At 39.3% G+C, this 24799-nt stretch carries 30 protein-coding genes; 23 read left to right on the plus strand and 7 right to left on the minus strand.

Annotation, left to right across the window (positions count from 1 at the left end):
- The first annotated feature begins 34 nt into the window (after positions 1 to 34).
- From coxB to ACR42H_RS08965, 8 genes are all read left to right on the plus strand, one after another.
- The gene (coxB, locus tag ACR42H_RS08930) at positions 35 to 1111 is read left to right on the plus strand and encodes a cytochrome c oxidase subunit II (RefSeq protein ID WP_019381689.1); all 1077 of its coding nucleotides are present in this window, start codon (positions 35 to 37) and stop codon (positions 1109 to 1111) included.
- A 27-nt stretch (positions 1112 to 1138) separates the two neighbouring features.
- The gene (gene ctaD / locus ACR42H_RS08935) at positions 1139 to 3007 is read left to right on the plus strand and encodes a cytochrome c oxidase subunit I (RefSeq protein ID WP_113881818.1); all 1869 of its coding nucleotides are present in this window, start codon (positions 1139 to 1141) and stop codon (positions 3005 to 3007) included.
- Positions 3007 to 3636 (plus strand): cytochrome (ubi)quinol oxidase subunit III, encoded by a 630-nt coding sequence (locus ACR42H_RS08940; RefSeq protein WP_113881819.1) that lies wholly within the window; start codon positions 3007 to 3009, stop codon positions 3634 to 3636. Before ctaD ends, ACR42H_RS08940 begins: the two co-directional genes overlap by 1 nt.
- 4 nt (positions 3637 to 3640) lie before the next feature.
- Positions 3641 to 3976, plus strand: a complete 336-nt coding sequence (gene ctaF / locus ACR42H_RS08945) for a cytochrome c oxidase subunit IVB (protein ID WP_009330942.1) — start codon at positions 3641 to 3643, stop codon at positions 3974 to 3976.
- A gap of 191 nt (positions 3977 to 4167) precedes the next feature.
- Positions 4168 to 5070: a cytochrome c oxidase assembly factor CtaG gene (gene ctaG, locus ACR42H_RS08950; RefSeq protein WP_113881820.1), complete on the plus strand. Its 903-nt coding sequence runs from the start codon at positions 4168 to 4170 to the stop codon at positions 5068 to 5070.
- Positions 5071 to 5301: 231 nt separating this feature from the next.
- Positions 5302 to 5769 carry a DUF420 domain-containing protein gene (locus ACR42H_RS08955; protein ID WP_436375631.1) on the plus strand — a complete coding sequence of 156 codons (468 nt, stop codon included), beginning with the start codon at positions 5302 to 5304 and terminating at the stop codon, positions 5767 to 5769.
- 133 nt (positions 5770 to 5902) lie between these two features.
- Positions 5903 to 7075 carry a GNAT family N-acetyltransferase gene (locus tag ACR42H_RS08960; protein ID WP_436375632.1) on the plus strand — a complete coding sequence of 391 codons (1173 nt, stop codon included), beginning with the start codon at positions 5903 to 5905 and terminating at the stop codon, positions 7073 to 7075.
- A gap of 856 nt (positions 7076 to 7931) precedes the next feature.
- Positions 7932 to 8240 carry a group II intron maturase-specific domain-containing protein gene (locus ACR42H_RS08965; protein ID WP_258549810.1) on the plus strand — a complete coding sequence of 103 codons (309 nt, stop codon included), beginning with the start codon at positions 7932 to 7934 and terminating at the stop codon, positions 8238 to 8240.
- A gap of 273 nt (positions 8241 to 8513) precedes the next feature.
- Here the strand turns inward: ACR42H_RS08965 and ytvI are convergent, their stop codons facing one another.
- Complete coding sequence (ytvI, locus tag ACR42H_RS08970; protein ID WP_113881823.1) at positions 8514 to 9572, minus strand: sporulation integral membrane protein YtvI; 1059 nt, start codon at positions 9570 to 9572, stop codon at positions 8514 to 8516.
- A gap of 157 nt (positions 9573 to 9729) precedes the next feature.
- Between ytvI and ACR42H_RS08975 the strand changes: the two genes are divergently transcribed.
- Positions 9730 to 10080, plus strand: coding sequence for an Asp23/Gls24 family envelope stress response protein (locus ACR42H_RS08975; protein WP_113881824.1), 351 nt, complete (start codon positions 9730 to 9732; stop codon positions 10078 to 10080).
- A gap of 99 nt (positions 10081 to 10179) precedes the next feature.
- Here the strand turns inward: ACR42H_RS08975 and ACR42H_RS08980 are convergent, their stop codons facing one another.
- The gene (locus tag ACR42H_RS08980; protein ID WP_113881825.1) at positions 10180 to 10539 is read right to left on the minus strand and encodes a YugN family protein; all 360 of its coding nucleotides are present in this window, start codon (positions 10537 to 10539) and stop codon (positions 10180 to 10182) included.
- A 234-nt stretch (positions 10540 to 10773) separates the two neighbouring features.
- Between ACR42H_RS08980 and ACR42H_RS08985 the strand changes: the two genes are divergently transcribed.
- The 3 genes from ACR42H_RS08985 to ACR42H_RS08995 all read left to right on the plus strand — a co-directional run bounded on the left by ACR42H_RS08985 (position 10774) and on the right by ACR42H_RS08995 (position 13199).
- Positions 10774 to 11415 (plus strand): CAP domain-containing protein, encoded by a 642-nt coding sequence (locus tag ACR42H_RS08985; protein WP_436375635.1) that lies wholly within the window; start codon positions 10774 to 10776, stop codon positions 11413 to 11415.
- Positions 11416 to 11418: 3 nt separating this feature from the next.
- Positions 11419 to 11850, plus strand: coding sequence for a CBS domain-containing protein (locus ACR42H_RS08990; RefSeq protein WP_113881827.1), 432 nt, complete (start codon positions 11419 to 11421; stop codon positions 11848 to 11850).
- A gap of 251 nt (positions 11851 to 12101) precedes the next feature.
- Positions 12102 to 13199, plus strand: coding sequence for a CAP domain-containing protein (locus ACR42H_RS08995; protein ID WP_436375638.1), 1098 nt, complete (start codon positions 12102 to 12104; stop codon positions 13197 to 13199).
- 59 nt (positions 13200 to 13258) lie between these two features.
- On the opposite strand, the gene ACR42H_RS09000 is transcribed toward ACR42H_RS08995, so the two are convergent.
- From ACR42H_RS09000 to ACR42H_RS09010, 3 genes are all read right to left on the minus strand, one after another.
- Positions 13259 to 13555 (minus strand): IS3 family transposase, encoded by a 297-nt coding sequence (locus ACR42H_RS09000; RefSeq protein WP_113881829.1) that lies wholly within the window; start codon positions 13553 to 13555, stop codon positions 13259 to 13261.
- 619 nt (positions 13556 to 14174) lie between these two features.
- On the minus strand, positions 14175 to 14510 hold the full coding sequence (locus ACR42H_RS09005; protein ID WP_436375640.1) for a hypothetical protein: 336 nt from the start codon (positions 14508 to 14510) through the stop codon (positions 14175 to 14177).
- A 77-nt stretch (positions 14511 to 14587) separates the two neighbouring features.
- Entirely contained in the window at positions 14588 to 15085 is a 498-nt protein-coding gene (locus ACR42H_RS09010; protein WP_113881831.1) for a PaaI family thioesterase, read from the minus strand.
- Positions 15086 to 15247: 162 nt separating this feature from the next.
- On the opposite strand from ACR42H_RS09010, the gene ACR42H_RS09015 reads away from it, so the two are divergent.
- The 5 genes from ACR42H_RS09015 to ACR42H_RS09035 all read left to right on the plus strand — a co-directional run bounded on the left by ACR42H_RS09015 (position 15248) and on the right by ACR42H_RS09035 (position 17419).
- Positions 15248 to 15655: a YlbD family protein gene (locus ACR42H_RS09015; RefSeq protein ID WP_436375643.1), complete on the plus strand. Its 408-nt coding sequence runs from the start codon at positions 15248 to 15250 to the stop codon at positions 15653 to 15655.
- Between the two features lie 12 nt (positions 15656 to 15667).
- Positions 15668 to 15910: a YlbE-like family protein gene (locus ACR42H_RS09020; protein ID WP_009330929.1), complete on the plus strand. Its 243-nt coding sequence runs from the start codon at positions 15668 to 15670 to the stop codon at positions 15908 to 15910.
- Between the two features lie 180 nt (positions 15911 to 16090).
- Positions 16091 to 16519 carry a hypothetical protein gene (locus tag ACR42H_RS09025; RefSeq protein WP_113881833.1) on the plus strand — a complete coding sequence of 143 codons (429 nt, stop codon included), beginning with the start codon at positions 16091 to 16093 and terminating at the stop codon, positions 16517 to 16519.
- A gap of 59 nt (positions 16520 to 16578) precedes the next feature.
- Entirely contained in the window at positions 16579 to 17019 is a 441-nt protein-coding gene (locus ACR42H_RS09030) for a YlbF family regulator (RefSeq protein ID WP_113881834.1), read from the plus strand.
- A gap of 124 nt (positions 17020 to 17143) precedes the next feature.
- The gene (locus tag ACR42H_RS09035; RefSeq protein ID WP_113881835.1) at positions 17144 to 17419 is read left to right on the plus strand and encodes a YlbG family protein; all 276 of its coding nucleotides are present in this window, start codon (positions 17144 to 17146) and stop codon (positions 17417 to 17419) included.
- Positions 17420 to 17459: 40 nt separating this feature from the next.
- Here the strand turns inward: ACR42H_RS09035 and ACR42H_RS09040 are convergent, their stop codons facing one another.
- Complete coding sequence (locus ACR42H_RS09040) at positions 17460 to 17849, minus strand: DUF7147 family protein (protein WP_113881836.1); 390 nt, start codon at positions 17847 to 17849, stop codon at positions 17460 to 17462.
- A 151-nt stretch (positions 17850 to 18000) separates the two neighbouring features.
- Between ACR42H_RS09040 and ACR42H_RS09045 the strand changes: the two genes are divergently transcribed.
- The 4 genes from ACR42H_RS09045 to coaD all read left to right on the plus strand — a co-directional run bounded on the left by ACR42H_RS09045 (position 18001) and on the right by coaD (position 21320).
- A complete protein-coding gene (locus tag ACR42H_RS09045) occupies positions 18001 to 18294 on the plus strand; it encodes a hypothetical protein (RefSeq protein ID WP_436375646.1) in 294 nt (97 codons plus the stop codon).
- A 211-nt stretch (positions 18295 to 18505) separates the two neighbouring features.
- A complete protein-coding gene (locus ACR42H_RS09050; RefSeq protein WP_436375648.1) occupies positions 18506 to 19885 on the plus strand; it encodes a stalk domain-containing protein in 1380 nt (459 codons plus the stop codon).
- Positions 19886 to 20225: 340 nt separating this feature from the next.
- The gene (gene rsmD, locus ACR42H_RS09055; RefSeq protein ID WP_436375650.1) at positions 20226 to 20780 is read left to right on the plus strand and encodes a 16S rRNA (guanine(966)-N(2))-methyltransferase RsmD; all 555 of its coding nucleotides are present in this window, start codon (positions 20226 to 20228) and stop codon (positions 20778 to 20780) included.
- Positions 20781 to 20840: 60 nt separating this feature from the next.
- On the plus strand, positions 20841 to 21320 hold the full coding sequence (coaD, locus tag ACR42H_RS09060) for a pantetheine-phosphate adenylyltransferase (RefSeq protein WP_113881839.1): 480 nt from the start codon (positions 20841 to 20843) through the stop codon (positions 21318 to 21320).
- Positions 21321 to 21403: 83 nt separating this feature from the next.
- Here coaD and ylbJ read toward each other — a convergent pair whose 3' ends face one another.
- On the minus strand, positions 21404 to 22621 hold the full coding sequence (gene ylbJ, locus ACR42H_RS09065; RefSeq protein WP_113881840.1) for a sporulation integral membrane protein YlbJ: 1218 nt from the start codon (positions 22619 to 22621) through the stop codon (positions 21404 to 21406).
- Positions 22622 to 22957: 336 nt separating this feature from the next.
- On the opposite strand from ylbJ, the gene ACR42H_RS09070 reads away from it, so the two are divergent.
- Both ACR42H_RS09070 and ACR42H_RS09075 read left to right on the plus strand, forming a co-directional pair.
- Positions 22958 to 23749, plus strand: a complete 792-nt coding sequence (locus ACR42H_RS09070; protein ID WP_113881841.1) for a patatin-like phospholipase family protein — start codon at positions 22958 to 22960, stop codon at positions 23747 to 23749.
- Positions 23746 to 24756 carry a SepM family pheromone-processing serine protease gene (locus ACR42H_RS09075; protein WP_113881842.1) on the plus strand — a complete coding sequence of 337 codons (1011 nt, stop codon included), beginning with the start codon at positions 23746 to 23748 and terminating at the stop codon, positions 24754 to 24756. Before ACR42H_RS09070 ends, ACR42H_RS09075 begins: the two co-directional genes overlap by 4 nt.
- Positions 24757 to 24799: the final 43 nt, after the last annotated feature.

The following is a 24799-nucleotide window of genomic DNA, read 5'->3' on the forward strand; positions in this document are numbered from 1 at the left end:
TGAAATTTTTACGAAAGAGGGGTTTGATTAAGCTATGAAAAGGCTTGCAAAGTGGCGTCTTTTTTCTCTGTTTGCAATGATGGCGCTCATTCTTTCCGCTTGTTCCGGCAAACCGTATTTATCTACGCTGAATCCTGCCGGCGAAGTGGCGCAAACACAATTTGATTTGATGGTGTTAAGTACTGCAATAATGGTAGGAGTAATTGCGGTAGTAACAGTAATCTTCTTTATTGTTGTTTTTAAATTCCGCCGCAAGGACGACAGAATTCCAAAACAAGTTGAAGGAAGCCACAAACTGGAAATCATTTGGACTGTTATTCCTATTCTTTTGCTTCTAATTCTTGCTGTACCTACAGTTTCTGCTACCTTTAAGCTTGCAGATGTAAGCCCAATGGAAAAGAAGAATGAAGAAGGCAAAACAGATGCACTTGTTGTTAATGTGCGTGCAAACTTATACTGGTGGGAGTTCGAATATCCAAACCAGGAAATTATCACTGGCCAGGAATTAGTTGTGCCAACTGATGAAAAAGTTTATTTCAATCTGATAGCTTCAGATGTTAAGCACTCCTTCTGGATCCCTGCTGTAGGCGGTAAGCTGGATACGAACACTGACAACGTGAACAAATTCTGGCTGAAATTTGATGGTGAAAAGGCTGCTGAGGCTGATAATTTCTTCTATGGAAAATGTGCTGAGCTTTGTGGCCCATCACACGCTCTAATGGATTTCAAAGTTAAAGCGGTTCCACGTGATCAATTCGATCAATGGGTAACTGCCATGCAGGACGTTAAAGAACCTAAAAAGGCAGAGACTGATTTGGCTCAAGCTGGTCAGGAAGTCTTCAACAACAGCTGTATCGGCTGTCATGCTGTAACACCAGCTAACACTGCTCCAGAAGCAGCTCGTCTAGCTCCTAACTTAACGAACTTCGGTGATCGTGATCGTATTGCTGGTATCCTTGACCATACTGAGGAAGATCTTAAGGATTGGTTAAGAGATCCAGAGACATTCAAGCCTGGAAATAAAATGACAGGTACGTATGGCGAATTGACTGAAGAACAGCTTGATGCCCTTACAGAATATTTAATGGGCTTGAAAGTTACCGAACAATAGGGGATTTTTGAAAAGGGAGGTAAAATTGTGAGTACCTTAGCACAAAAAAAAGGTTTCGGAGCGGTTTTATGGGATTACTTAACAACTGTTGACCATAAAAAAATCGCAATCCTTTATCTTATAGCTGGCGGATTTTTCTTCTTGCTTGGCGGATTGGAAGCCATGTTCATCCGTATTCAGCTTGCAGTACCAAATAATGACTTTGTAAGTGCCGGATTGTATAATGAGATATTAACAATGCACGGTACAACGATGATCTTCTTGGCGGCTATGCCACTAATTTTTGCTTTTATGAATGCAGTTATGCCACTGCAGATCGGTGCGCGTGACGTTGCGTTCCCATTCTTGAATTCTTTAGGATTCTGGCTGTTTTTCTTTGGCGGAGTTTTCTTGAACCTATCATGGTTCTTGGGCGGAGCTCCTGATGCCGGCTGGACTTCTTATGCTTCTTTATCAATTGCTTCTGAAGGGCATGGGATCGACTTCTATGCACTTGGGCTGCAAATATCAGGTGCTGGAACGTTAATCGGGGGTATTAACTTCCTTGTTACCATCATTAACATGCGTGCTCCTGGTATGACATACATGCGTATGCCAATGTTCACTTGGGCTACTTTTGTTACATCTGCATTGATTTTGTTTGCATTCCCTGCTTTAACAGTAGGATTATTCCTGTTAATTTTCGACCGTATGTTTGGATCTAACTTCTTTGATCCGGCAATGGGCGGTAATACAATTATCTGGGAGCACTTCTTCTGGATTTTTGGTCACCCTGAAGTTTATATCCTGGTATTGCCGGCTTTCGGTATTTTCTCAGAGATATTTGCGATTTTCTCAAGAAAGCGTCTTTTCGGATACTCTTCCATGGTATTCGCAACGGTCCTTATTGGATTCTTAGGATTCATGGTATGGGCTCACCATATGTTTACAACTGGTATGGGGCCGATCGCTAACGCAATTTTCGCTGTTGCCACTATGGCGATTGCAGTACCGACTGGTATTAAGATCTTTAACTGGCTATTTACAATGTGGGGCGGAAGCATAACGTTCACAACTCCGATGCTTTGGGCTGTTGCCTTTATTCCTTCATTCGTAGCCGGCGGTGTAACTGGTGTAATGCTTGCATCTGCTGCACAGGATTATCAGTACCATGACAGCTACTTTGTAGTTGCTCACTTCCATTATGTTATTGTCGGCGGTGTTGTGTTTGCATTATTTGCTGGCGCACATCTATACTGGCCAAAGATGTTCGGAACAATGCTAAACGAGTTCCTTGGAAAAATTACTTTCGTATTATTCTTTATTGGATTCCACTTAACATTCTTTATCCAGCATTTCCTCGGCCTTTGGGGAATGCCTCGCCGTATCTTCACTTTCCTTCCTGGACAGGGACTTGAAACGGCAAATATGGTTAGTACTGTCGGTGCCTTCTTCATGGCAGCTGCAGTAATCATTATGTTAATTAATATTGTTATAACAAGTGTTAAAAATGAAAAAGTTGGCAATGACCCTTGGGGAGATGGCCGTACTTTAGAATGGGCCATTCCATCACCGCCTCCATTTTACAATTTCAAGCAGCTTCCGCTTGTTCGCGGTCTTGATGCATACTGGCTTGAAAAAATGGAAGGAAAAAAAGGCATGTCACCTGCTGAGCCGCTTGGTGATATCCATATGCCAAACAACTCTTTCATTCCATTTGTAATTTCTTTAGGTCTATTTGTTGCTGCATTTGGTGCAATGTACCGAGCGGAGCATAGCTGGGGTATTCCAGTACTAATCTTTGGTATGCTTATTACTTTAGGTTCAATGTTTGTTCGCTCTGTTAAGGATGACCACGGATACCACATTCATAAAGAAGATTTGGAAGATAATAATGATAAGGGGGTTAAGGCATAATGGCTGCTGAACAAAAAATGACTTACGAAACATGGCCGGCGTCGCCTGAAAAACAAACCCTCGAAGCCAAGAACAAGTTCTTAGGTTTCTGGTTTTTCCTTGGGGGAGAGACGGTTCTATTCGCATCCCTCTTCGCAACATATCTTGCTTTAAAAGATAAAGTACCTAGCAGTGATATGGCTTTAGCAAAGGACTTGTTTGAAATTCCATTGGCATTTATTATGACGATGCTATTATTAACAAGTTCTTTAACAAGCGTGTACGCTATGTACCACATGAAAAACTTTAACTTTAAAAAGATGCAGCTATGGCTTGGAATTACTGTTTTGCTTGGGCTTGGATTCCTAGGTTTGGAAATTTACGAGTTCAATCACTATGTGCATGAATTCCATCATAGCTTCACAAGCAGCGCCTTTGGTTCAGCTTTCTATACATTAGTCGGCTTCCATGGAGGGCACGTTGCATTTGGTTTATTGTGGATCACTACTTTAATGATCCGAAACAGCAAAAGAGGATTGAACCTTTACAATGCTCCTAAGTTCTATGTTGCCAGCCTGTACTGGCACTTCATCGACGTTGTTTGGGTATTCATCTTCACTGTAGTATATTTAATGGGAATGGTGGGATAAACTGATGGCCAATCAACAACCAAACTCAGGTAACCCAAGAGTAGACATTGAATATAGACGCAAAAAAAGTGCAGAAGAGATGAAACATCAAGTTATCACGTTTGCACTTATGATCTTCCTGACAATTGTTGCGTTCGTTGCAGCAGGTTATGAAGGTTTCTCTGGATGGTTTATTGTTCCATTCATCCTGATTCTTGCTATCGTGCAAGTAATCTTTCAATTATATTATTTCATGCATATGAGTCACAAAGGTCATGAAGCACCTGCATTGTTCTTATATTCCGGAGCGTTAGTCGGATTTATAACAATCATTGCTTTCTTGACTGTTATTTGGTGGTAAGTATAAGAGAAAATCGGCTGATGGCCGATTTTCTTTTTATGTAACGCAGCTTTAGCAAATTAATAAGCATTTACTGATTTATTGAGATTGCAGGATGAAAAGAGTATAATGATACTTGTCAATATGGAAAGCAGAATATTCATGGCAGGATGCGTTTATGGCAGTTGAGCAATATTGAATGAGGTGAAAGCATGTCTTTAGAAATATTCGGTTTTCGTGCACTTTGGAGTCCGTATTTCTTTTTATTTGTACTATTGATTCTTGCAGGCTACTATATGATTACAATAAAGTACCGCGGAAAGTTCAAAAATAGCGAGCCTTTAACTAGAAGGCAGGGTGTATATTTTACTGTCGCGATGATCGTGTTATATGTAATTAAGGGCTCCCCTGTGGATTTGATGGGCCATTTAATGTTCTATGCCCATATGATTCAGATGGCTATCCTGTATTTAGTTGTTCCTCCTCTTGTAGTCATGGGGGTCCCTCAATGGTTATGGAGAGCAGTGATTAATCACAAAACTGTTAAACCGGTATTCCGTCTTTTTACAAAGCCATTAATAGCAATAATCCTGTTTAATGGAGTATTTTCCATTTATCACATTCCGGATGTTTTTGATGTAGTCAAAACGGATATGATGCTCCATACTGTGTATACATCTGCTTTGTTCCTGCTTGCAATCTTTATGTGGTGGCCGACGATTAATGAGCTCCCTGAAATGGAGTCACTTGACGGTCTGAAAAAGGTAGGATATGTTTTTGCCAATGGTGTTTTATTGACACCTGCGTGTGCATTGATTATATTTGCAGATACTCCAATGTACAACACATATTCTGATCCGAATGCCTGGGCGCAGGCCCTTCAGTTATGTGTCCCTTCTTCAACACTGGCAAGCCTGAACCTCAGCGGACCCGAAATGTTTAATTCAATGTCACTTATACACGACCAGCAGCTTGGCGGGGTAATTATGAAGATTATCCAGGAAATTGTCTATGGCATCATCCTCGCCCAAATTTTCTATGCATGGTACAAAAAAGAACAGGAAATTACGCCTTCAGAGGAAGAAACAATGCTAAATCCGCATTTAGTAAAATAATAGGAAACTCCAGTCAGCGGCTGGAGTTTTTTTAAAACTAATTTTGCCTTTTTCTCAACTTAGCAATTAAATCTATCACTTACTAATTGCTAAATATTGAACATTTAAGGAACTTTTATTAAAAGCCCTTACAGTTTGTTGAAAAAAACAGTGCACTCTACTAAAATTAACTTTGTAATAAAAATAACATACTGCTGAATTTCAAACCGATATTGGAGAGAGGAAGAATTTATGGAATACTCATTACCTATACTGCCTACCATCAGCACTACCTTTATTGTACTCAGTGCAATAACGGTTGCGATTGGGTGGGTCCAAATTAGCCAAAAGAAGCTTGAAGCTCATAAAAAAACAATGACCTTGGCTGCTGTGTTTGCTGTTATTTTCTTTATCATATATGCCAGCAGAACAGTATTTATAGGAAATACTGCTTTCGGGGGACCTGATGATATAAAAATTTATTATACAATTTTCTTAATTTTCCATATTACGCTTGCAACTGTAGGAGCAGTATTAGGAATTATCTCATTATATACAGGCTATAAAAATAAATTAGCATCACATAGAAAATTAGGCCCGGTTACTAGTGTGGTCTGGTTCTTTACTGGCATAACAGGTGTTGCAGTCTATTTGCTGCTGTATGTTTTCTATCACGGCGGAGAAACAACCTCTGTCATTAAGGCGATTTTGGGTACGTAACAGGCTAAAAATGCCGCTATCTTTTTTAGCGGTATTTTTTTTATGCTTAAAATTATATCCACTTCCCGTTTTAAAAGGACTTAATAAGTTTATGGCGAATATTTATAAGGATATTTAATTGGGAGTAAATTTTGTGTCTGTAAGGAAATTATCAGAGAATGAATATATAGAGGCCATGAAGCTTTCCATGTATGCTTTTCAGTACAATGTGCCTGAAGCTGACATTCCAGCCAGGAAGGACCGATTAAAAAAACATTCCATTTTTGGTATCTGGGAAGAGGAAAGCCTGGCTGCGAAGCTCCACATCATCCCCCTTAAAGTTCATATTAATGGACTTGAATGGAACATGGGAGGTGTTGCAGGTGTGGCAACATATCCTGAATTCAGGAGAAAAGGGTATGTAAGCAGCCTGATAAAGCACGCTTTAACCGAGATGGACAAAAAGGATCAGCTATTTTCATTTTTGCATCCTTTTAATATTTCTTTCTATCGGAAATACGGATGGGAAATATTCACCGAATATAAGAAAACACTTATTAACAAAATAGATTTACAAATGGCCGGAAAATCTTCAGGGACTATTAAACGATATACTAAGAATCAGCACACAAAAACCATAGAAAAGATTTATAAAAAATATATGCTGAGGTATTCAGGCGGGCTTGTCAGAGACGCATATTGGTGGGAGAACTTTGTTTATTCTGACAGCCAGATTGCGGTGTACTTTGACGAAGCAGGTGAAGGACAGGGCTATATTTTATTCAAAGTAAAAGACAATAAAATGGATATCGAAGAATTTGCGGCTTTAAATCAGGAAGCCAGAGTGAATTTATGGAATTTTATCTGTCAGCATGATTCGATGGTTGAGGAAGTAAAGATCATTACTTCAGTACACGATCCATTTCCTTATTACCTGAATCAGCCAAATTTAAAAATGGAGGTTTTCCCTTACTTTATGGGGAGAATCGTCAATGCTGATAAGTGTCTCAGCCAATATTCATTCAATGAAAATAGTGAAAATGTCTTTTTGCATATTGAGGATCACCATGCACCATGGAATAATGGAAGCTACTTAATTGAAGACGATGGTGTCAGGGTGTTTAAAGAGAAAGAAGGAAGCCAATGCATAAACCCTCCAGCACGAGGATTGCATATGTCTATCAATGCCCTTTCAGCGATTATAATTGGCTATAAGAGGCCAATGGAGCTATATGAATTAGGCGAAATTAAAGGACCAAGGAATGATGCTGAGATACTAGAAAGAAAAATTCCTGTTCAACAATCCTTTTTCTATGATTTTTTTTAAGAAAACACAGTTGAGATGTATGTAGGAAAGAAGAAGCGTCCTGGCGGACGCTTTTTTACTTGTATGCCAGGCATGGCAACTATCTAGGTGGTGAAAGTCTACTGTGGGGGTACGCATCAGCCAACCACTAAGGAAGCGCAAGGTACTTATCGTGAGATAAGGGCTGGAGGAAGCGCGGAATGAAACCTTGGCTCGACGTACAGAAATCTGATACTAAAGCTTTTTAAAGGGATAAGGCTCCAAGACAAGTCAAAGTCCAAAAGATGTGCGTAACTTTATAGAGTAAATCAGGAAAGATAGATGTCTTACCCTGGGAGGTCTTCCGGATTTACGCAAGTACAGTCGAAAAAAGTTAGTCGCAAGAAGTCAGCAGATGCCATAGTAGTGAAATTAATTCATGGAGGGCTGAACAAATTATAGTGTTTCAACATCACGATATGAAGAGACTCCCGTAGGGACTCCGCAAGGGGGAAACCTCAGTTCACTACTGAGCAATATTATGTTGAATGAACTAGATAAGGAACTAGAAAGAAAAGTGCTGCGATTCGTGAGATAAGCTGATGACGCTCTCATCTTTGTGAAGAGCGAGAAAGCAGCGACAGAGTGATGAAGACAATCGTGAGATTTATAGAAGGAAAATTAGGGTTGGTAATCAATGCAGAAAAGAGTAAAGTCTCTTGTCCAAAAGAGTTAAAATTTTTAGGATTTGGATACTACTATGATTTCAAAACTGAGAGATACCAAGTGAAACCTCACAAAAAATCAGTACAGAAATTTCAAAGAAAGCTACGACAACTTACAAAACGAAATGGAATCGTCTCTTTAGATTTCAGAATTCTTAAGCTTAAAACAAGTCATTTTCGGTTGGGTAAATTCATTTAGAATCGCAAATATGAGAAAAGTAATGGCCAAGATAGATGGGATGTTGCGTTCAAGAATAAGAGTAATCATCTGGAAGCAATGGAAGGTTCCAAGAAAACAAATCAAATCGTTAATTCAACTAGGAATATCCGAAGAAGAAGCGAAAGGATTAGCCTTCTGTCGAAAGGGTTGCCGGTACATTGGACTATCGAAAGTTGTCCAAAGAGCCATCTCAAACAACAGACTAAAGCAGAGGGTACTCCCCTCTGCTTTAGAACACTATCTAAAAGTACACACACTGTAATGTAAATTGAAGTGCCCTATACCGTGAACCGTACGTACGGTGTTGTGAGAGGGGCAAAAAAAATTTAATTTATTTTTCCTCTACTCGATTGGGTTGTTTTCGCAATTAACATAGTTTATTTTGCTGAGTTGATTGGAGAGGGAGACCCCGCAGACGAGCCGAGGAGCTCTGTTCCTCCCCGCGGAAAGCAAGTGCCTGCAGCGGAAATCAACGGACTAAATGCATAGCGCAAATAACAATCTAAGAGAATAGAGAGCTACTTTTTAACACAGTTTATATTTTGAATTTCATCTTAATAAGCCCTGCTTCTTTTGCAGAATTAAAGGCAATGACCAGTAATGGACCAATAATGAAGCCCAGTATTCCAATGAGTTTCAGGCCTAGATACATAGCTATTAGCGTAGCAAGCGGGGATAGCCCTATATGGGTGCCCATTACCTTTGGCTCTACTGTCCTGCGGATAATTAACAGGACGGCTGCAAGAATCGCCAATTGCGTTCCCATAGCTAAATCTCCTGTCAGCAGGTGGAACAATGCCCATGGGCCCAGAATGACAATCGAGCCAATAATAGGGATAAAATCAATAATCCAAATGATTATAGACATGATCAATGCCATTTCTGGATTGATGAATAATAATCCAATCAGGGAAACGATAAAGATAATTACACTTACAAGGAATTGAGCCTTGAAAAAGCCAAATCCGACATAAGATAGCCGTGAAGTCATAAACTTGACTTTATCTGCTGTTTTTTCTGTAAGGTGATTATATAAGCCTTTCCTTAATCGCGGAAGATCTATTAAAAACAAAAATAATGCAATCAAATATACGATGAAACTGACAAGATAATTCGGGATGTTTGTCAGAAGTGCTTTTAAGCTATCAATATTTACGTAAGCGACAAGGTCATTCTTCGTTTTATTCAAGAAGGATTGAATCTGGTTGCTTATTTCATCAACAAGGTCTCTAGGAAGGTCTTTGGCGGCATTGGAAAAGTCCGCTTCCGCCCTGAGCCATGCTTTTGTGATTTCATTAATGTACATAGGAGCATTTTCAACAAGTTTAATGGCTTCAGTTATCACTTTTGTCGTAATAAAATAGCCAGATAAGCCAATGAAGAGGACAAATCCAAGAAAAGTAATCAGCACAGATACTCTTCGGTTTATTTTAATTTTATTTTGCAGCAGTTTCACAACTGGCTCCAGGATTAATGCTGTAATAAATGCAACAATCAGCGGAACAGAAACAGGCAAAATGAAATAAAAAAGGACAGTTATAAGAATTACAGCAATCAATATTAATAAAAAACGTTTTGTAAATATCGCAGACAAAATAAGTCCCCTTCCCCAATTTAGTTAACCATCAAAAGATCGTAACACTTTGATTATAGTATGCATTAAATATTATAAAAACTGAAAATAATTGGTTTAAAACTGAGAGATTATTGCCCGATTTATAAAAAATCGTACAGAAAGAAGTGAAAGAAAGATGCATAATGATCATCTTGACTTCGAGACGATTCAGGCAGCCAGCGATATAATCTCCGCCATCGTAGAATCCAGCCTGCAGGAAAGAGAAAGCGTCTTTCCTCTTAATCATGAAAGATTCACATTCTTTAAGAAAATAAAAGACCCGATCTCCATCTCTTTTAAAAATACTGAAGTATATTTGAAGATTAAGCTTAACTTTATTAAGGGAAAAAATATTTTGGAGGAAACTCTCCAGATTCAGAAAGAAATCAAAGATGAAATTGTTCATTTAACCGGACTGGAAGTTAAAAGAGTTGACCTCTCAATTCAAAAAATTATTCCTGCAGGAAACAGTCTCCGGAACTTATGATTTTTGAAGGTCATACAGCTAATGTAAAAAGACGCATGATGTTCATGCGTCTTTCCCATGTAAAAAATACATTCATTAATCATAATGAAAAAGCAAAAATTACTCAGCGAATTGGTCAATCTCTGCATTGATCTCACTTAGAATTTTTTCGCATTGACTTACTAATGATTTAGGGAAACTTTCTCCTTCACCGTATTCTACCCCATGCGGATAATAATGTTTGCCAAGAAGGGGAGTCATAAGCTGAATATTTGCTCTATGTGCCCCTACATCTCCTTCAACAGCATATCCAAACACACGAAGGTAAAATACACCCTCTTTTAATTCGAACTTACGGTCATATGTAACTCTTTCATAATCCCATTGCCCTTCACGGACCAGTCCGTGTGAAAGCATTACTTCATCTAAGCGGGTTAAGTCTGCTTTTTTATTTTCCAGACCTGTGTTTTCAAATTTCATAATTGTCCCTCCTGAAAACAATCCATGGTTCAGATGAACGATCCATGCATAATTTTAACAAGTTTATCTCAAATTTAATAATAGTAGAAAAAAGCGTAACTTGCAACGGATTCATGCAAGAAAACATCGACCTCTGAAAGAACGTTAGTTGAAATGTCATAATTGAAGGACTGGCTGCCTTATCATTAGCAAATAGAAACTGGTGCTGCCAAACTGTGAAAGGGGAAGCGTCAATTGCAGAAATTCAAAACCATTATTATCTTCTTTTTTTTTATTTTTTTAACAGCAGATCCTGTAGGCGCTGCAACAGATTACAGGGTTGAGCAAAAGGATACACTTTGGGAAATAGCGCTAAGATTCCAGCAGGATTTACAAGAAATTATTAATAGCAACCCCCAGATAGAAAACCCTGATTTAATTTTCCCTGGTGAAATTATTACCATTCCTGGTCATGGAAGAGAATTTGCTATTCCCAAAATGGATGTGAATGAAAATGACCTTATGGAGCTCGCTAACCAAAAACGAAAAGAACTAAAGCTTCAACCATTATCTGTAGATTTGCATCTGAATGGTGCAGCCAAGAAAAAGTCTTTGGACATGATGAAATTAGAATATGTTTCACATAATTCTCCCACATATGGAAATCCTATTGAAATGTTAAGGAATCAGCGGATTTCTTTTCTGACCGTAAAGGAGAATATTGGAGCGGGCTATAAAACAGCTGATGAAATGTTTGCTGCCTGGATGAATTCCTCAGTCCACCGGGATAATATTCTAAACAAAAAGGCAACACATATTGGTGTTGGCTATATTCAAGGAGGCTTGCACGGTCACTATTGGACCATATTCATTGTTGAGAAAAATCAAGGAGGATGAAAAATGGAAATGATTCGTGATATTATGACCGACCAAGTTGAAAGCTGTTCTCTTCTGGACAATGTGTATGAAGTGGCAGTTAAGATGAAAGAATTAAACGTAGGGGCTGTCCCGATTGTGGATAGTGAAAAGTTAGTAGGAATGATTACAGACCGGGATATCGTTCTTCGCTGTGTGGCAGAAAAACACCCTGCTTCATCCAAAGTAGAAGATATTATGAGCAGCCATTTAGTAACCGTTACCAGGGATACAGAGGCTCGGGAAGCTGCTCGCTTGATGGCTGAACATCAAATTCGCAGGCTTCCTGTTGTGGAAGGTGACAAGCTTGTTGGAATAGTATCTCTCGGGGACTTTGCCGTCCGTCATTTAACAGATGACCAGGCTGGAGAAGCGCTTACTGATATTTCAAAACACGAAACTGAAGCACAGCATTAAGAGGACACCGTTAGGGTGTTCTTTTTTATTATCTGAAGTTCACGGACATTATTTCTAGACCAAACCAGCAATTTAAAGGAGACCCGCTATTTGTATATATAGATTATTTATATGGGGAATTCAGTGAAAAAAATAGATAAACAATACGCCTAATGGTATGATTAATAGTATATATTGCGAGAATTTAGTCCAGATTCCATTATGCAGAACACATTGCATGTTATACTTTTTACATACATTAAATACAATGAATGAGAGAAGGGAGGGACGGTTCTCTGAGGGCACTTTTTCGAATTTTAGTTTTAATTTCTATTTTTCTGGCAGTGGGCTTTTACATAGATATTGGGCGAGATGAGAAAGGTGAAATACTTGTCAATCCGGAAAATACACAGCCTGGTGCAATTAAGGATATAAAAAACAATGACGATAATTTATCTTCCAATACAGGGTTCCCTGAAAAAGGTTTGGTATCTTTTATAGGTAAATCCGCTTCGGAGCTTGAGAAAAGTTTCGGAGCACCGTCCAGAATAGATCCTTCTTTTTATGGCTACGATTGGTGGATATATAATAAAAGCAGTACTGAGTACATTCAGGCTGGGATAAGCAAAAATAAAGTGGTTAGTTTGTTTGCGACAGGTGAAGATGCAGACATGTATCCTTTCAAAATAGGGCAGCCCATTGGTGAATTATATGCATCCGTTTTTTTTGAAACAGATTTTAACCTTAAAGTAAAAGATAGCTCATATCGTTTCGAATTGTCCGAAGATGACCTCAATACAAGGCCGCTGGTGATGGTTGGAGAGTATTATGCACAGCTGAATATAGATAGATTTACAGGGACACTCTCCAGTGTGAGAGTAATGGATGCAGCCACCTTAATTAAGCTTCGCCCGTATGAAATGGTTTACCGTGGTGAATTATTGGAGCCCCCCCTGGCTTCTCCTGCCTTTGAGGAAGATGTAGAGAGAGCGAAAGAAAAGCAAATTTTTGACCTTACAAATGTAATAAGGGTCAGACATCATTTACAGCCGTTGAAATGGGATGATATGACTGCAGCTGCAGCTTTTGCCCATAGTAAAGATATGTATGTAAACAATGACTTTTCTCATACTTCTAAAACTTATGGCGATTTGTCGGATCGCCTTGAAGCTGGGGGAATCTCATATGAGGCTGCAGGGGAAAATATAGCAGCAAATTATACGGATGCCCCCGCTGTCGTTGAAGGATGGCTTAACAGCAAAGGCCACCGGGATAGTCTGCTGAACGAAGAGTTTACACATCTTGGAGTTGGAGTTTATAAAAAGCATTATACGCAAAATTTCATAAAAAAAGCTGATGGAGAAACCTGAAATTGAAAAAAAGCCTATGTATGGTCTTACCCCTGTCAAGTAGACAGCCTTAAAAAAGACTAAGCAGCCAGTGTGAGCCGGTATTCAACCGGAGCACACTGGTCTAGTTTTTTCTGGAATCTTTTATAGTTATAGAGGTACATGTATTCTTCAAGTATTTGAATTAATTCTTTCTTCTGTTTTAAACTGTGATCGATATACTTCTCTGTCTTTAGATGAGAGAAGAAAGACTCAATACAGGTATTATCGAGGCAGTTTCCTTTGCGAGAATGGCTGCCTTGAATGCCTATTTTTTTTAACTTTTTGTGGTATTGATTAGACGTGTAATTGAAGCCTTGATCTGAATGCAGGATCACACCATACTCGTTTCATTTTTGTGTTAATAGACCGATTGTATTAAGGACCAATTCTAAGTCATTACTCTTTGAATTATTCCAGGCTAAAACCTCATTGCAGTAAAAATCGTGTATAACGGAAAGTTAATATAATGAATCTCCAACTTGAATATACCTTCTGTCACGTATTTCTCATATGGTTCCAGAGCCTTAAAGTTACGGTTTAATAAGTTTGAATAAATAACGGAAGGCTTCCTTCCGAAAAAGAAGTTTCGCTTCTTCCTAATTTTCAGCTCGAATATTCATATCAGTCATTAATTGATATACCTTTCTTATGATTTATATCAAATCCTTCGTCTTTAAGGGCTATTTTTATGCGAGGGTAACATAAAAAGGTATGTATGATGAATCGCCATAATATGTGATTTTATTAGACATTCTTTGATCTGCCTGTCCTCTCTAAGAAAGGTCATTTTAAGCCACTTATAGTAACCTGATTTTGAGACTTGCGCAACCTCAACTACCAAGCGATAGGGTAAATACCACTTAGTTCTTTTGATGAGTTCTTCCTGTCTTCCCCATGAAAAATCCTCTCCAAGTTAAGTGTATCACCATTTTTTATGATGGTCTTTTTACACTGCTACTTAAAGGGGATTTTATCAGTATTAGGCTCTATTTCAGTTTTTGCAATTTGAATACGGCCAACGTGAAAAAAGTCATCCTTCCAATTTCCATATAGATGAACAGAATCGCCGATTTTTACAGAAGGAATTCTGGTATTTTCCATTAAAGGGGTGATTTTTTTTATATTGGAATGCTTGTTGCTCTTTGTTTGGATGGTCAGCTCAAGAACATGAACAAAGCGGCTGTAATTATAGCGCTGCCTGCTCTCGCTGATCTGGACGACTTCGCCGGACATTATGGCCTCTTCAGGGACAGTTTTTAAGCTTGCCCACTTCTCATAACCCTCACGCATTTCCTTTTTTGTCAGCCAAAAAAAATAAAGGCAAATAATTGGTATAACGATAGCGGTGACCATCTTCCCACCTGCTTTTAATTATTTACGTTCTTCTTTTCGATGATAAAAAAACTGCCTGTTGCCTGTGCAATTTTTCTTCCATCTGAACGGAGTACATCTGCAGATAATACCATGCTTTTTGTTCCCTTATGGTCAATCGTCGCTCTGCATGTCACGTATTCCCCTTTACCAACTGCAAGGTAATGAATGTTTAGCTGTGTAGTAACAGCCCCAAAGCCTTCTGGAAGAAGTGATGCTGCAAGTGTTCCCATGGCAGAGTCAATAATGGTTGCGGTTATTCCTCCATGGAGAATGCCGAGCGGATTATTTACTATCTGACTTAAAGGGACAGTCAGAATGCATTCATCTTCAGTTATTTGCCGTTCCATATGAAGAAGTCCGCCGATATAGGAGCTGTTTTGACCTGTCTGTCTTTTATGAAAACCTAAAAGCAGGGACTCTAAGGCGCTTAATTCTTCCTCAGTTGCATTCTTGGTGCACTGATCAAATAATTCCATAAGTTCTCTGTTCATTCTAATTCACCTTTCGATAACTTTCTGCATTCATATATTAACATTAATGGCAGAATTTTTGAATTTATTTTAATGACTGAATAGAGCAGGCATTTCATTCACCTTTTCCATTCCTATTCATATGGTATTATAGGCATTTGCATCAGAACGAGGTGATAGGGCATGACTAAAACGAAACTTCATCCCTCAGTCGAAAAGTTTAAAGAGTTTGTAAAACAGAATCCGCAAATCATCAAGGAAGTCAGGGCTGGAAATACAACTTGGCAGGAATTATATGAGGATTGGTATTTGCTTGGGGAAGAAGATTCAAGGTGGGATTCTTTTAAAGAAAACAAAGAAGAAGCACAAAAGCCAGAAGAGAAAAAAAGTGACTGGGTGGGCAGTATCATGGGTACTCTTAAGCAAATGGATGCGAATCAAATGCAGGGGTTCATCAGTAATCTCAGCCAGGCGCTTTCAGCAGTGCAGGGGGCTATTTCCCAATTCCAGGGAGGCGGCCAGAAACCATCAGGAGGCTCAAAATCAAGTGTATCTAAACCAAGCAGCCCTTTTACATTTAAAAAGGATTAAGGGGTTAAACAGATGAGAAAAGATATTGTCGAGTATCTAGAACAAAAAAAGGAACTAAAGCAATTTATCCGTGAGCAGCCTCATTGGTATAGAACACTGAGCAGAAATCCAAATGAAATTCAATCTCTTGAAGTGGCCGCACTGCATTATTACAAAAAAACGATTCCCCACCAAGTTGAAAAGTTTACTAATGGAGTGCAAATGGCTTCCATGATGATGAGTATGTTTCAGGCTATGAATTCTCAATCCAGTTAGGAAGCTTTCTCGTACCCGAGAGAGCTTTTTATTTGTTCTGTCTTGCTCCAAGGGCCTGTCATGTGGTCAGAGATGGGCATGGCGCTGTCACTTTAAGAATTACAGAGTAAAAATAAGCTGCTGGGCAAACACTATCTTTATCAGATGGTTACGGATGACATCATTAAGGAGTGTAAAATAATGAAAAGGCAAAAATGCATTTTTTTATTGCTGATTACTTTTGTACTTGCGGCATGCCAGAAAGATATACCAGAACCAGAAACAAAAATGGAAGCCAGTTCGGTAAAAGAAGTTGAAGCAGCATCGCTTATGGCTCCTTCAGGTGTGGAAAGCGCAGCCAAAGATCCTTTTTTTGTCAGACACCAGGTGAAAGGAAGAGACATTTTCGTTGAATGCATTGTGCAGGATGTTTCCTTTAGGAAACAAAGCAGTAAAGAAAAGGGCAAAATTCTGCTTTATGTAAACGGAAAGAAAAAGGATGAAATCCATTCAGCTGCTTTTATAGTCAAAGGACTTCCATCAGGCAAACATCGAATTGGATTGGAGCTCATAAAAGGCAACAGTGCTGAAGCATCTTCAAAAAGAGAGTTTATTGTGGTGATCCCCTAGTTTACTTGCTTTAGCTTTAAACCGTTTCATGATAAAATAAGAAACGGAGGTGAGCTGTTTTGCTTGCTACATTAGAAAGAATGGCTATTTTGGACAAAGCTGACGAACTTGCAGCTATGATTACAGAATCTGAAGAAGCGGAACATTACCGCAAAAGTTTATATAAATTAAAGAACAGCCGTGAAACACAAAGGAAGATACAGGATTTTGTCAAAATGAAAGAACTGTATGAAGAAGTTCAGCGATTTGGCAAGTATCATCCCGAATACAAAAGGGTTATGATGTCTATTAGGGAGCTAAAGCGCGACATGGATATGGATGCCCATGTGGCAGAATTCAGAAGAGCCGAAACGGGCCTGCAAAATCTGCTGGATGAGATAAGCATGCTGATAGGGCGTTCTGTTTCTGAACATATTAAAGTTCCAGCAGGCAATCCCTTCTTTGAATCAAGCTGCGGAGGTGGCTGCGGTTCTGGAGGCAGCTGTGGCTGCTCGGCTTAAAAAAAACCAGCAAATGCTGGTTTTTTGTTTTGGATTAGTACACAGTTTGAACCTTCCCATTGAAAACTGACATTTTTCTATGCTAGACTAAATAAAACAAACGATCGCTGAAGGGGAAAACTATATGCTTGGTCAAAGGCAAGGAATAATTGTCTGGCTTTATTCATTAAAGCAGGCGAAAATGTTAAGAAGATTTGGAAATGTGCATTTTGTTTCGAAGCGGCTGAAATATGTTGTGCTATATTCTGATCTTGCTGATGCGGAAACAATTATGGAGAAGATAAATTCATATTCTTTTGTTAAAAAAGTGGAGCCATCCTATAAGCCGTTCCTAAAAACCGAATTTGAAAATTCCAAACCGGACAAGGCTAAAGAATATGATTATAAGATGGGAATTTAAAAAGGCGTGAGCAAAAGCTCATGCCTTTTTGTGAAATCTTTTATTGCAGCGGTGCAATATAGTGATTAAGCCTTAAAATCCCAATCAAATACTGAAAATATAATTCCTTTTCATTAAAAATAGCAGAAGGCTTTACTGCCAGCTGAATAATTTCCTTATTAAGTGCTTTTGCAGCATCCGCAAATAAATCATACCGTTTATTTGGTGATGTCTTTGGATTAGGTATCCCTTCCCGGCAAATATATAAAGGCTGAAATCCGCCAGGGTCCGTCGGCTTCAGTATCACTGCCAGGGATGTCACTTCTTTATTATCAATGCTCGTATGGAAAGCAGCCATGTGTGACAATCGATGCTTATTTGCCCTGGCAATTTCAATTAATTCATAAATATCAGAGTATCCTTCACCAATTTCTATAAAACGCTGTATCAAATTAGAAGCCCCCTTAAAAACTCATTGCATTCACTTCTTAAAAATAAAATGCCTTTTGTCCATCCATACTTTATCATTTTCAGCATAAAAATAGAAGTAGCACCTAATAAGCAGAGGGGAGAGTGGATGTATGCTTTACCTTTTTCTTTCGATGACATTTCTTCTGTGGGCATCATATTTGGTAAAGTGGGATATTTCTGCAATTGAAAAAAGGCATATTCATCATATGAATGGTTTTGTTGTGGTCTCCATCATTGCAGCACTCAGTGCAAAGGGGATGCTGACAGCAGCTTATAATATGGATGTCTTTTCTCTGACACTTGGTGAACTTGAAGAATTTACGTCGTCACAAGGTGTATCGTTTGATGATTGGGCAATTACCTGCATGAGCATTGGGCATGTGAGCAGTATTTTAGATCATGGTGTGGACTTTGATTTTGCATAAAATGAATTGACGTATCTGGCGGAGAAGTTTTTATGGTCCTTTTTATCACCTCTGTTCATGAAAAACTTTCCGGGCATAAAATATGAACTTTCATACAAATTATACAAAAAAATTGTGACGGATGACCTTCCCTTTGGTATTGTTAGGTTAAAAGAAAATTGACTAAGAGGGCATAGCAATGTGGAAGGCATCTTTATTTATTTTTATAATTTTGTCTGGAATCATTTCAGGCATGCTGTTGTGGCAGTGGCAGGCTTATTCTGAGCATGCGATTGCCTTGGAGAGTTCCGGGGCTATTACACAGGATATCACAGTTGACACACGTCTAAATGAACTTAAAATCACTCAAAAGGTACAGGGGCTTATGGCACAGGAAGAATATAGACTTGTTATTCCCGACACTCTGTTCAAATGGAAATGCAGGAATGGAGCAGGAGAAGCCTGTGATGCAGCAGATGAAAATCCTTATACCTTTTTTTCTTCTGATGATCAAATGATATTTGAGTATGCTATACCAATAAATGAAGGAAATAAAGCATTTTTGTTAACTGATTGGTTTGTGAAAATTCCCGGCAAAAATGCTGAAAGTTTGTCTATAACTATTTCGGATTCTTTCAAAAGAGAGGGTTCGTGGGCAGCGGGAATCCGTCTAAAAGCCCGAAAGAAATTAGAACATATCGATTATTATTATTTCGAGGGCAAAGGGAATGTTCCACCACTTTACTGGCAGCAAAAACCACTGTTAAAGAAAGCTATTAACAATGCAGAAGTATATTCAGAAGACATACAGAAAGCCAGCTCAAATTTCAAAAAACTAAATGACATTGGGAATTTTCCATTCTTGACGATTATCTTTACTGATCAATATCCTGAATATAAGAATGAAAATATCCTTATTGCATCTCCTCACACGGAGGCCAGAATGCTGGAAAAAGATCTTATTACTATGCTGTTTCAAAGAAAGTTTGCAGACAGCTCTCAAATGTGGATAATCGATGTTTTAACATCCGGCTTATTAGATATGAAACCCAGTTCAAAAAAGGGAAGCATATTACTGCAGGAGCTGCAGGGCGAGTTAACCGAAGATGAGCTGAAAGCCTTTTTTATGATAGTAAACAAGGTGAATTCTCTGACTCCAGAAAAGCTGGACAAGCTCTTAAGTGATGTGAAAGGTCTTAACACACAGTTTTTCACAATGAATACAAAAAGCGATGCTCCGTTTGTTCCAATGTATTTCGAGAAAGAAAAAAAACTACTGGTATCGGGTGCTGAGAAAGCAAACATTGATTTAATCTATAGGGATGGGAAGAGACTTCTTCCATTTGCAGAGACGATGAAGTCATTAGGATATGAAGTTAAGATTCTAGCCGGTGAGGAAACGATAATTTTGTCAAACGGGAATAACAGTTATCGGTTTTACTTAAATAAAAATGTTTTCATTTATAATGAAGAAGACTACGGGCTGCTTGAAAATCCATTAACCAATCAAAACGGAACCGTATTTATGGAAATCCATTGGTTTAAATCACTGTTCGGAGTGACTGCTGAAGAAAGAGAAGGCGAGGTTCATCTGATGTCCCAGACTAAATGAATCCAAAATAAAAAGCCCTGCAGATAACTGCAGGGTCCTTCTATATCCTTTTCAGGATAGAAGGCAAAGGGAGAGGAGAAACCGGAGGAAGAACTTATGGGGAAACGTAAGTCTTCTCCGCGGTTGGCAACAACATCCTCGAAAAGATGCTGTTAATTACATTATTTCCACAATCCTCACGGATATACACTTCATGCTATATATTTTTTCAGCTGATGATTCCGCTTACAAATTGCCGGGTGGCTACCAATTGTAAGATATGGTAGGATAGGATAGAAAAAAGCAGTTTTCCATCCCAGCAGACAGGAAAATTGACATTTTGCAAGTTAGCGGTGATAGTATGCGAGTGGTATCAGGAACAAGAAAAGGGAAGATATTGAAAGCTGTTCCGGGCAGTTCAACCCGTCCGACTACTGATAAAGTAAAAGAAGCTATTTTTAATATAATTGGGCCGTATTTCGACGGGGGCCTTGGGCTTGATCTATTTGCGGGCAGCGGCGGTCTTGGCATTGAAGCCCTCAGCAGAGGAGCAGACAAGGTAATTTTTGTGGATAGAGACGGAAAGGCCATCCAAACCATTCATGAAAATATTCGGACATGCGGTTTTGAGGAAAAGGTGGAAGTATATCGAAATGATGCGGATCGTGCCCTTAAGGCAATAGTAAAAAGAGATCTGGTTTTCGATTATATATTTCTCGATCCGCCATACCGCAAGCAGCAGCTTCTTAAGCTTCTGAAGTTAATTGATAAGAATGATTTGCTTTCGGGTCAGGGAACGATTCTCTGCGAACATGGGTCTGATGTAGAGCTCCCTGATTCAGTCGGAAGACTGGTTCAGCGGAAACATGAAAATTACGGGATAATTTCTATCTCAATCTACAGCTGGGCTGAATAATACATACTTAGAATGCTTATCGAAAACGATACACATTAAGAACATGACAGGGGGATATCAATGGGAGGCATTGCGGTTTGTCCAGGCAGCTTCGATCCAATAACTTATGGCCATCTGGATATTATTAAGAGGGCGGCAAAGGTATTTGAACAGGTTTATGTAGTTGTATTGAATAACTCTTCAAAAAAACCTCTTTTTACTGTTGAAGAAAGAATTCAACTGATAGAAGAAGTCACAAAGGATCTTAAAAATGTTAAAGTAGATTCGTTTCAGGGGCTTCTGATGGATTATGCAAAATCAGTAAATGCGAATGCTGTCATTCGGGGCTTGCGGGCTGTTTCTGATTTTGAATATGAAATGCAGATAACATCCATGAACAGAGTCTTGAATGATGAAGTGGAAACCTTTTTTATCATGACTAATAATCAGTATTCGTTCTTAAGTTCAAGCATTGTGAAAGAAGTGGCAAAATATAACGGGGACATATCAGAACTCGTTCCTGACACTGTAGAAAAGGCTCTTAAGAATAAGTTTAGCTAAACAACAAATCGGGGTTTCTTTTCCCCTGATTGTACTGGAATATAATAAAACGGGTGCCCGATTGATAGGTACCCGTTTTTTTGTTATCTCTTATCCAAGCGCCTTGCGAGCATAAAGGTATAAACACAAAGTGCAAGTATGGTTATAAGAGGTCCTGAAGCGGCTATTCCATCAAATAATTTGCCGAAAAATGAATATTTCTCAAAAAATCCGACCGGAATGGCATTGGACGGCTGTTCTGTATTGTAAAACCGTTCATAAATAGGATGCCAAAGGATGTATGCATAAAAGGCAGCTGCAAAGCCATGAAGGATTCTTGCGAAAAAGAATGGCTTGAAATTAATATCAGTTTGGGCCAGGATGCTTGCTACCTGAGCCTGCACGCTGAATCCGCTGAATGCGAGTATGAAGCTGACAATAATGACCTGCTGGACTAATGTTGCCTGCTGAACCTGGCTTGTCATCTGGCTGCCAAGTGTTATTTCAAATAAGCCTGAAATGAATGGGATGCTCAATTCGGTTGGCAGACTAAATATTGACAGTATTGCCTCTAAGCCTTTAGCAAGGAATGCCGTGATTCCCAGATGAAATAAAAGTTTGTTAATAACGGAGAATAATATGATAAATCCGCCAATCATCAAAAGTGTTTGGATGGATGACATGACTGCATCCCCAAGAAGCTTGCCTATCGGGCGATTATCTTTTATTCTTGTCCGATGTAGGGCTGATAAGGCTGCCCGTAACGATGGTTTTGACGTCTCTGCACCAGGTGGAGGCTGCCTGGTTTTTTTTCCGTAGAACCTCATTATTAAACCGACAGTAATATTGCCGAGATAATGAGCCAGTGCCAATATAACACCAAGCTTGGCGTTATTAAAAAAACCAACAGATACTGCGCCAAAGATAAACAAAGGATTTGAACAATTAGTGAAAGAAACCAGGCGCTCTGCTTCTGTTTTTGATAGCTGTCCTTCCTGCCGCAGTCTTGCGGTCAGTTTGGCGCCGGCTGGATAGCCTGAAGCCATCCCCATTGCCCATACAAATCCTCCGACTCCAGGTACTCTGAATAAAGGCCTCATTAAAGGTTCAAGGAGTACCCCGATGAACTTTACTACACCGAAGCCGATCAGCATTTCCGATACAATGAAGAAAGGCAGCAATGAGGGAAACACAATTTCCCACCACATATTTAATCCCCTGATTGATGCATCAACCGATTCCTGGGGAAAGGAAATTAATGAGATGGCCATTAAGGTTACAGAGAGTGCGAGAGTAACCGTTTTTAATTTGGAACGAAACACGGACAAGCCTCCCTCAAGTTGTACTGACTGTGCAATGAATTTAAACAATGGTAAAATAAAGAAGCATTTGTATATATATTTTCACTGACCTTATTCATTTATTGTCAATTTTATGGACAGAACAAAGGTATACAAGGATCAAACTTTTGCTGTCAAGTCTTGTCCCCATATAACTCAATATACTCATAGAACTTTAAAATAGACCATAGAATTAGGTACAGGCATATTGAATTTTCGCTGAAGATTTTTATTGTATGCTCCTTTTGGAAATAAAAAGAATAGAATAACTTGAAGGCAAAGTTCTAATGGGCCATTGGCGTTTGAGGGGGGAGTCTTTTGCAGCGACCGAAAATAGGATTGGCACTTGGTTCGGGAGGAGCTCGGGGATTCGCTCACCTGGGTGCCATCAAGGTCTTGAAGGAGGCCGGCATACCGATTGATTATATTGCCGGCAGCAGCATGGGTGCCATGGTAGGCTGCTTTTATGGGGCCGGGCTTGATGTTGATCGTTTATATAAACTTTCCAAAGCATTTAAAAGGAAGTATTATTTAGATTTCACTGTGCCTAAAATGGGTTTTGTTTCAGGGAAACGAGTAAAGGAACTGATCCGCATATTTACCCATGGAAAAAACCTTGAGGACCTCGATATTCCTGTAAATGTTGTGGCTACTGATTTAATGACTGGAGAAAAGGTTGTTTTTAAAAGCGGCCCCATTTCTGATGCTGTAAGGGCAAGCATTTCCATCCCAGGCATATTTGTGCCTGAAAAATTAAATGGGCGCCTTTTAGTGGACGGAGGAGTAGTGGACAGGGTTCCTGTGTCTGTTGTTAAAGAAATGGGGGCTGATATTATCATCGCCATCGATGTCTCACATGTCAAAACGAATGCGGAAATCACTTCAATCTATGACGTTATTATGCAAAGTCTGGATATCATGCAAATGGAGCTGGTTACTCACCGGGAAATAGCTTCCGATTTTATGATCAGGCCCCGGGTGGAAATGTATAGCTCCCGTGCATTTACCAATATAGAAGAAATCATCAAAATCGGCGAAGAGGAAGCAAAAAAGCATATTGACAGTATTCATCATTACATAACTAAATGGAAGGAGCATCCTGATAGATGAGAAGCAAGTTTTATACCCGTTCCTTCTTGGTCTTGGCAGTTATTCTTCTGGCTAGTTCGTTTTATTATCTGCCTTATTATGTATCAAAGCCAGGTATGGCTAAAGAACTGGAACCAATTATTGAAGTCGAAAACGGCAATGACGAACAAGGCAGCTTTATGCTGACGACTGTAAGAATGGGCCGGGCTAACATATATGCATATGCTGCTGCTAAATTCAGCAAGTATCAGGAACTATACCCTGTAGAAGAAATACGATCCGAAAATGAAACAGAAGAAGAATATAATGTACGGCAGCTGCATCTGATGGCAACTTCCAAATTGGCTGCTATTGAAACTGCCTATAAAAAAGCTGGCATACCTATTCATTATCATTATAATGGCGTATATGTCCTTAATGTGCTGCCTGATATGCCTGCTCATGGCAAACTGCAGGCTGGTGACCGCATTTTTAAAGTGGATGGCAAGGAGTTCAAATCCTCTGATGAATTTATCAGCTTGGTCTCCAATAAACAGGAGGGCAGTGAAATAACATTAACCTTTGAACGCCAGGATAAGACTAAGGAAACTTCGATTCCTTTAAAGACACTTAAAGAAACAGGAAAGCCGGGCGTGGGAATCACCCTGGTTGATGACAAAGAAATAGAGGTCGAACCAGCTGTGAATATTAACAGTGAAGAAATTGGCGGCCCTTCCGCCGGGCTGATGTTTTCACTTGAAATTTACAATCAGCTTATAAAAGAAGATTTGACTGGAGGCTATAAAATAGCTGGAACCGGAACAATTAATTCGGAAGGGACAGTTGGAAGAATAGGCGGCATCGAGCAAAAAATAGTGGCCGCTGACAAAGCCGGAGCAGAAATCTTCCTCGCCCCTAATGAAAAAGGAGCAGAAGACTCCAATTACAAAGCCGCTGTTGCAACAGCCAGGGATATCAAGACTGATATGAAAATCGTTCCTGTGGATACCTTTGATGATGCGGTTGAATTTTTAAGAAGCCTGGATTAAAAGGAGCTTAAACCAATCAAAGAAAAGCCAGCGGCAATCAATA

The organism is Cytobacillus sp. BC1816 (assembly GCF_051353635.1).
GTDB lineage: Bacteria > Bacillota > Bacilli > Bacillales > Cytobacillaceae > Cytobacillus > Cytobacillus oceanisediminis_C.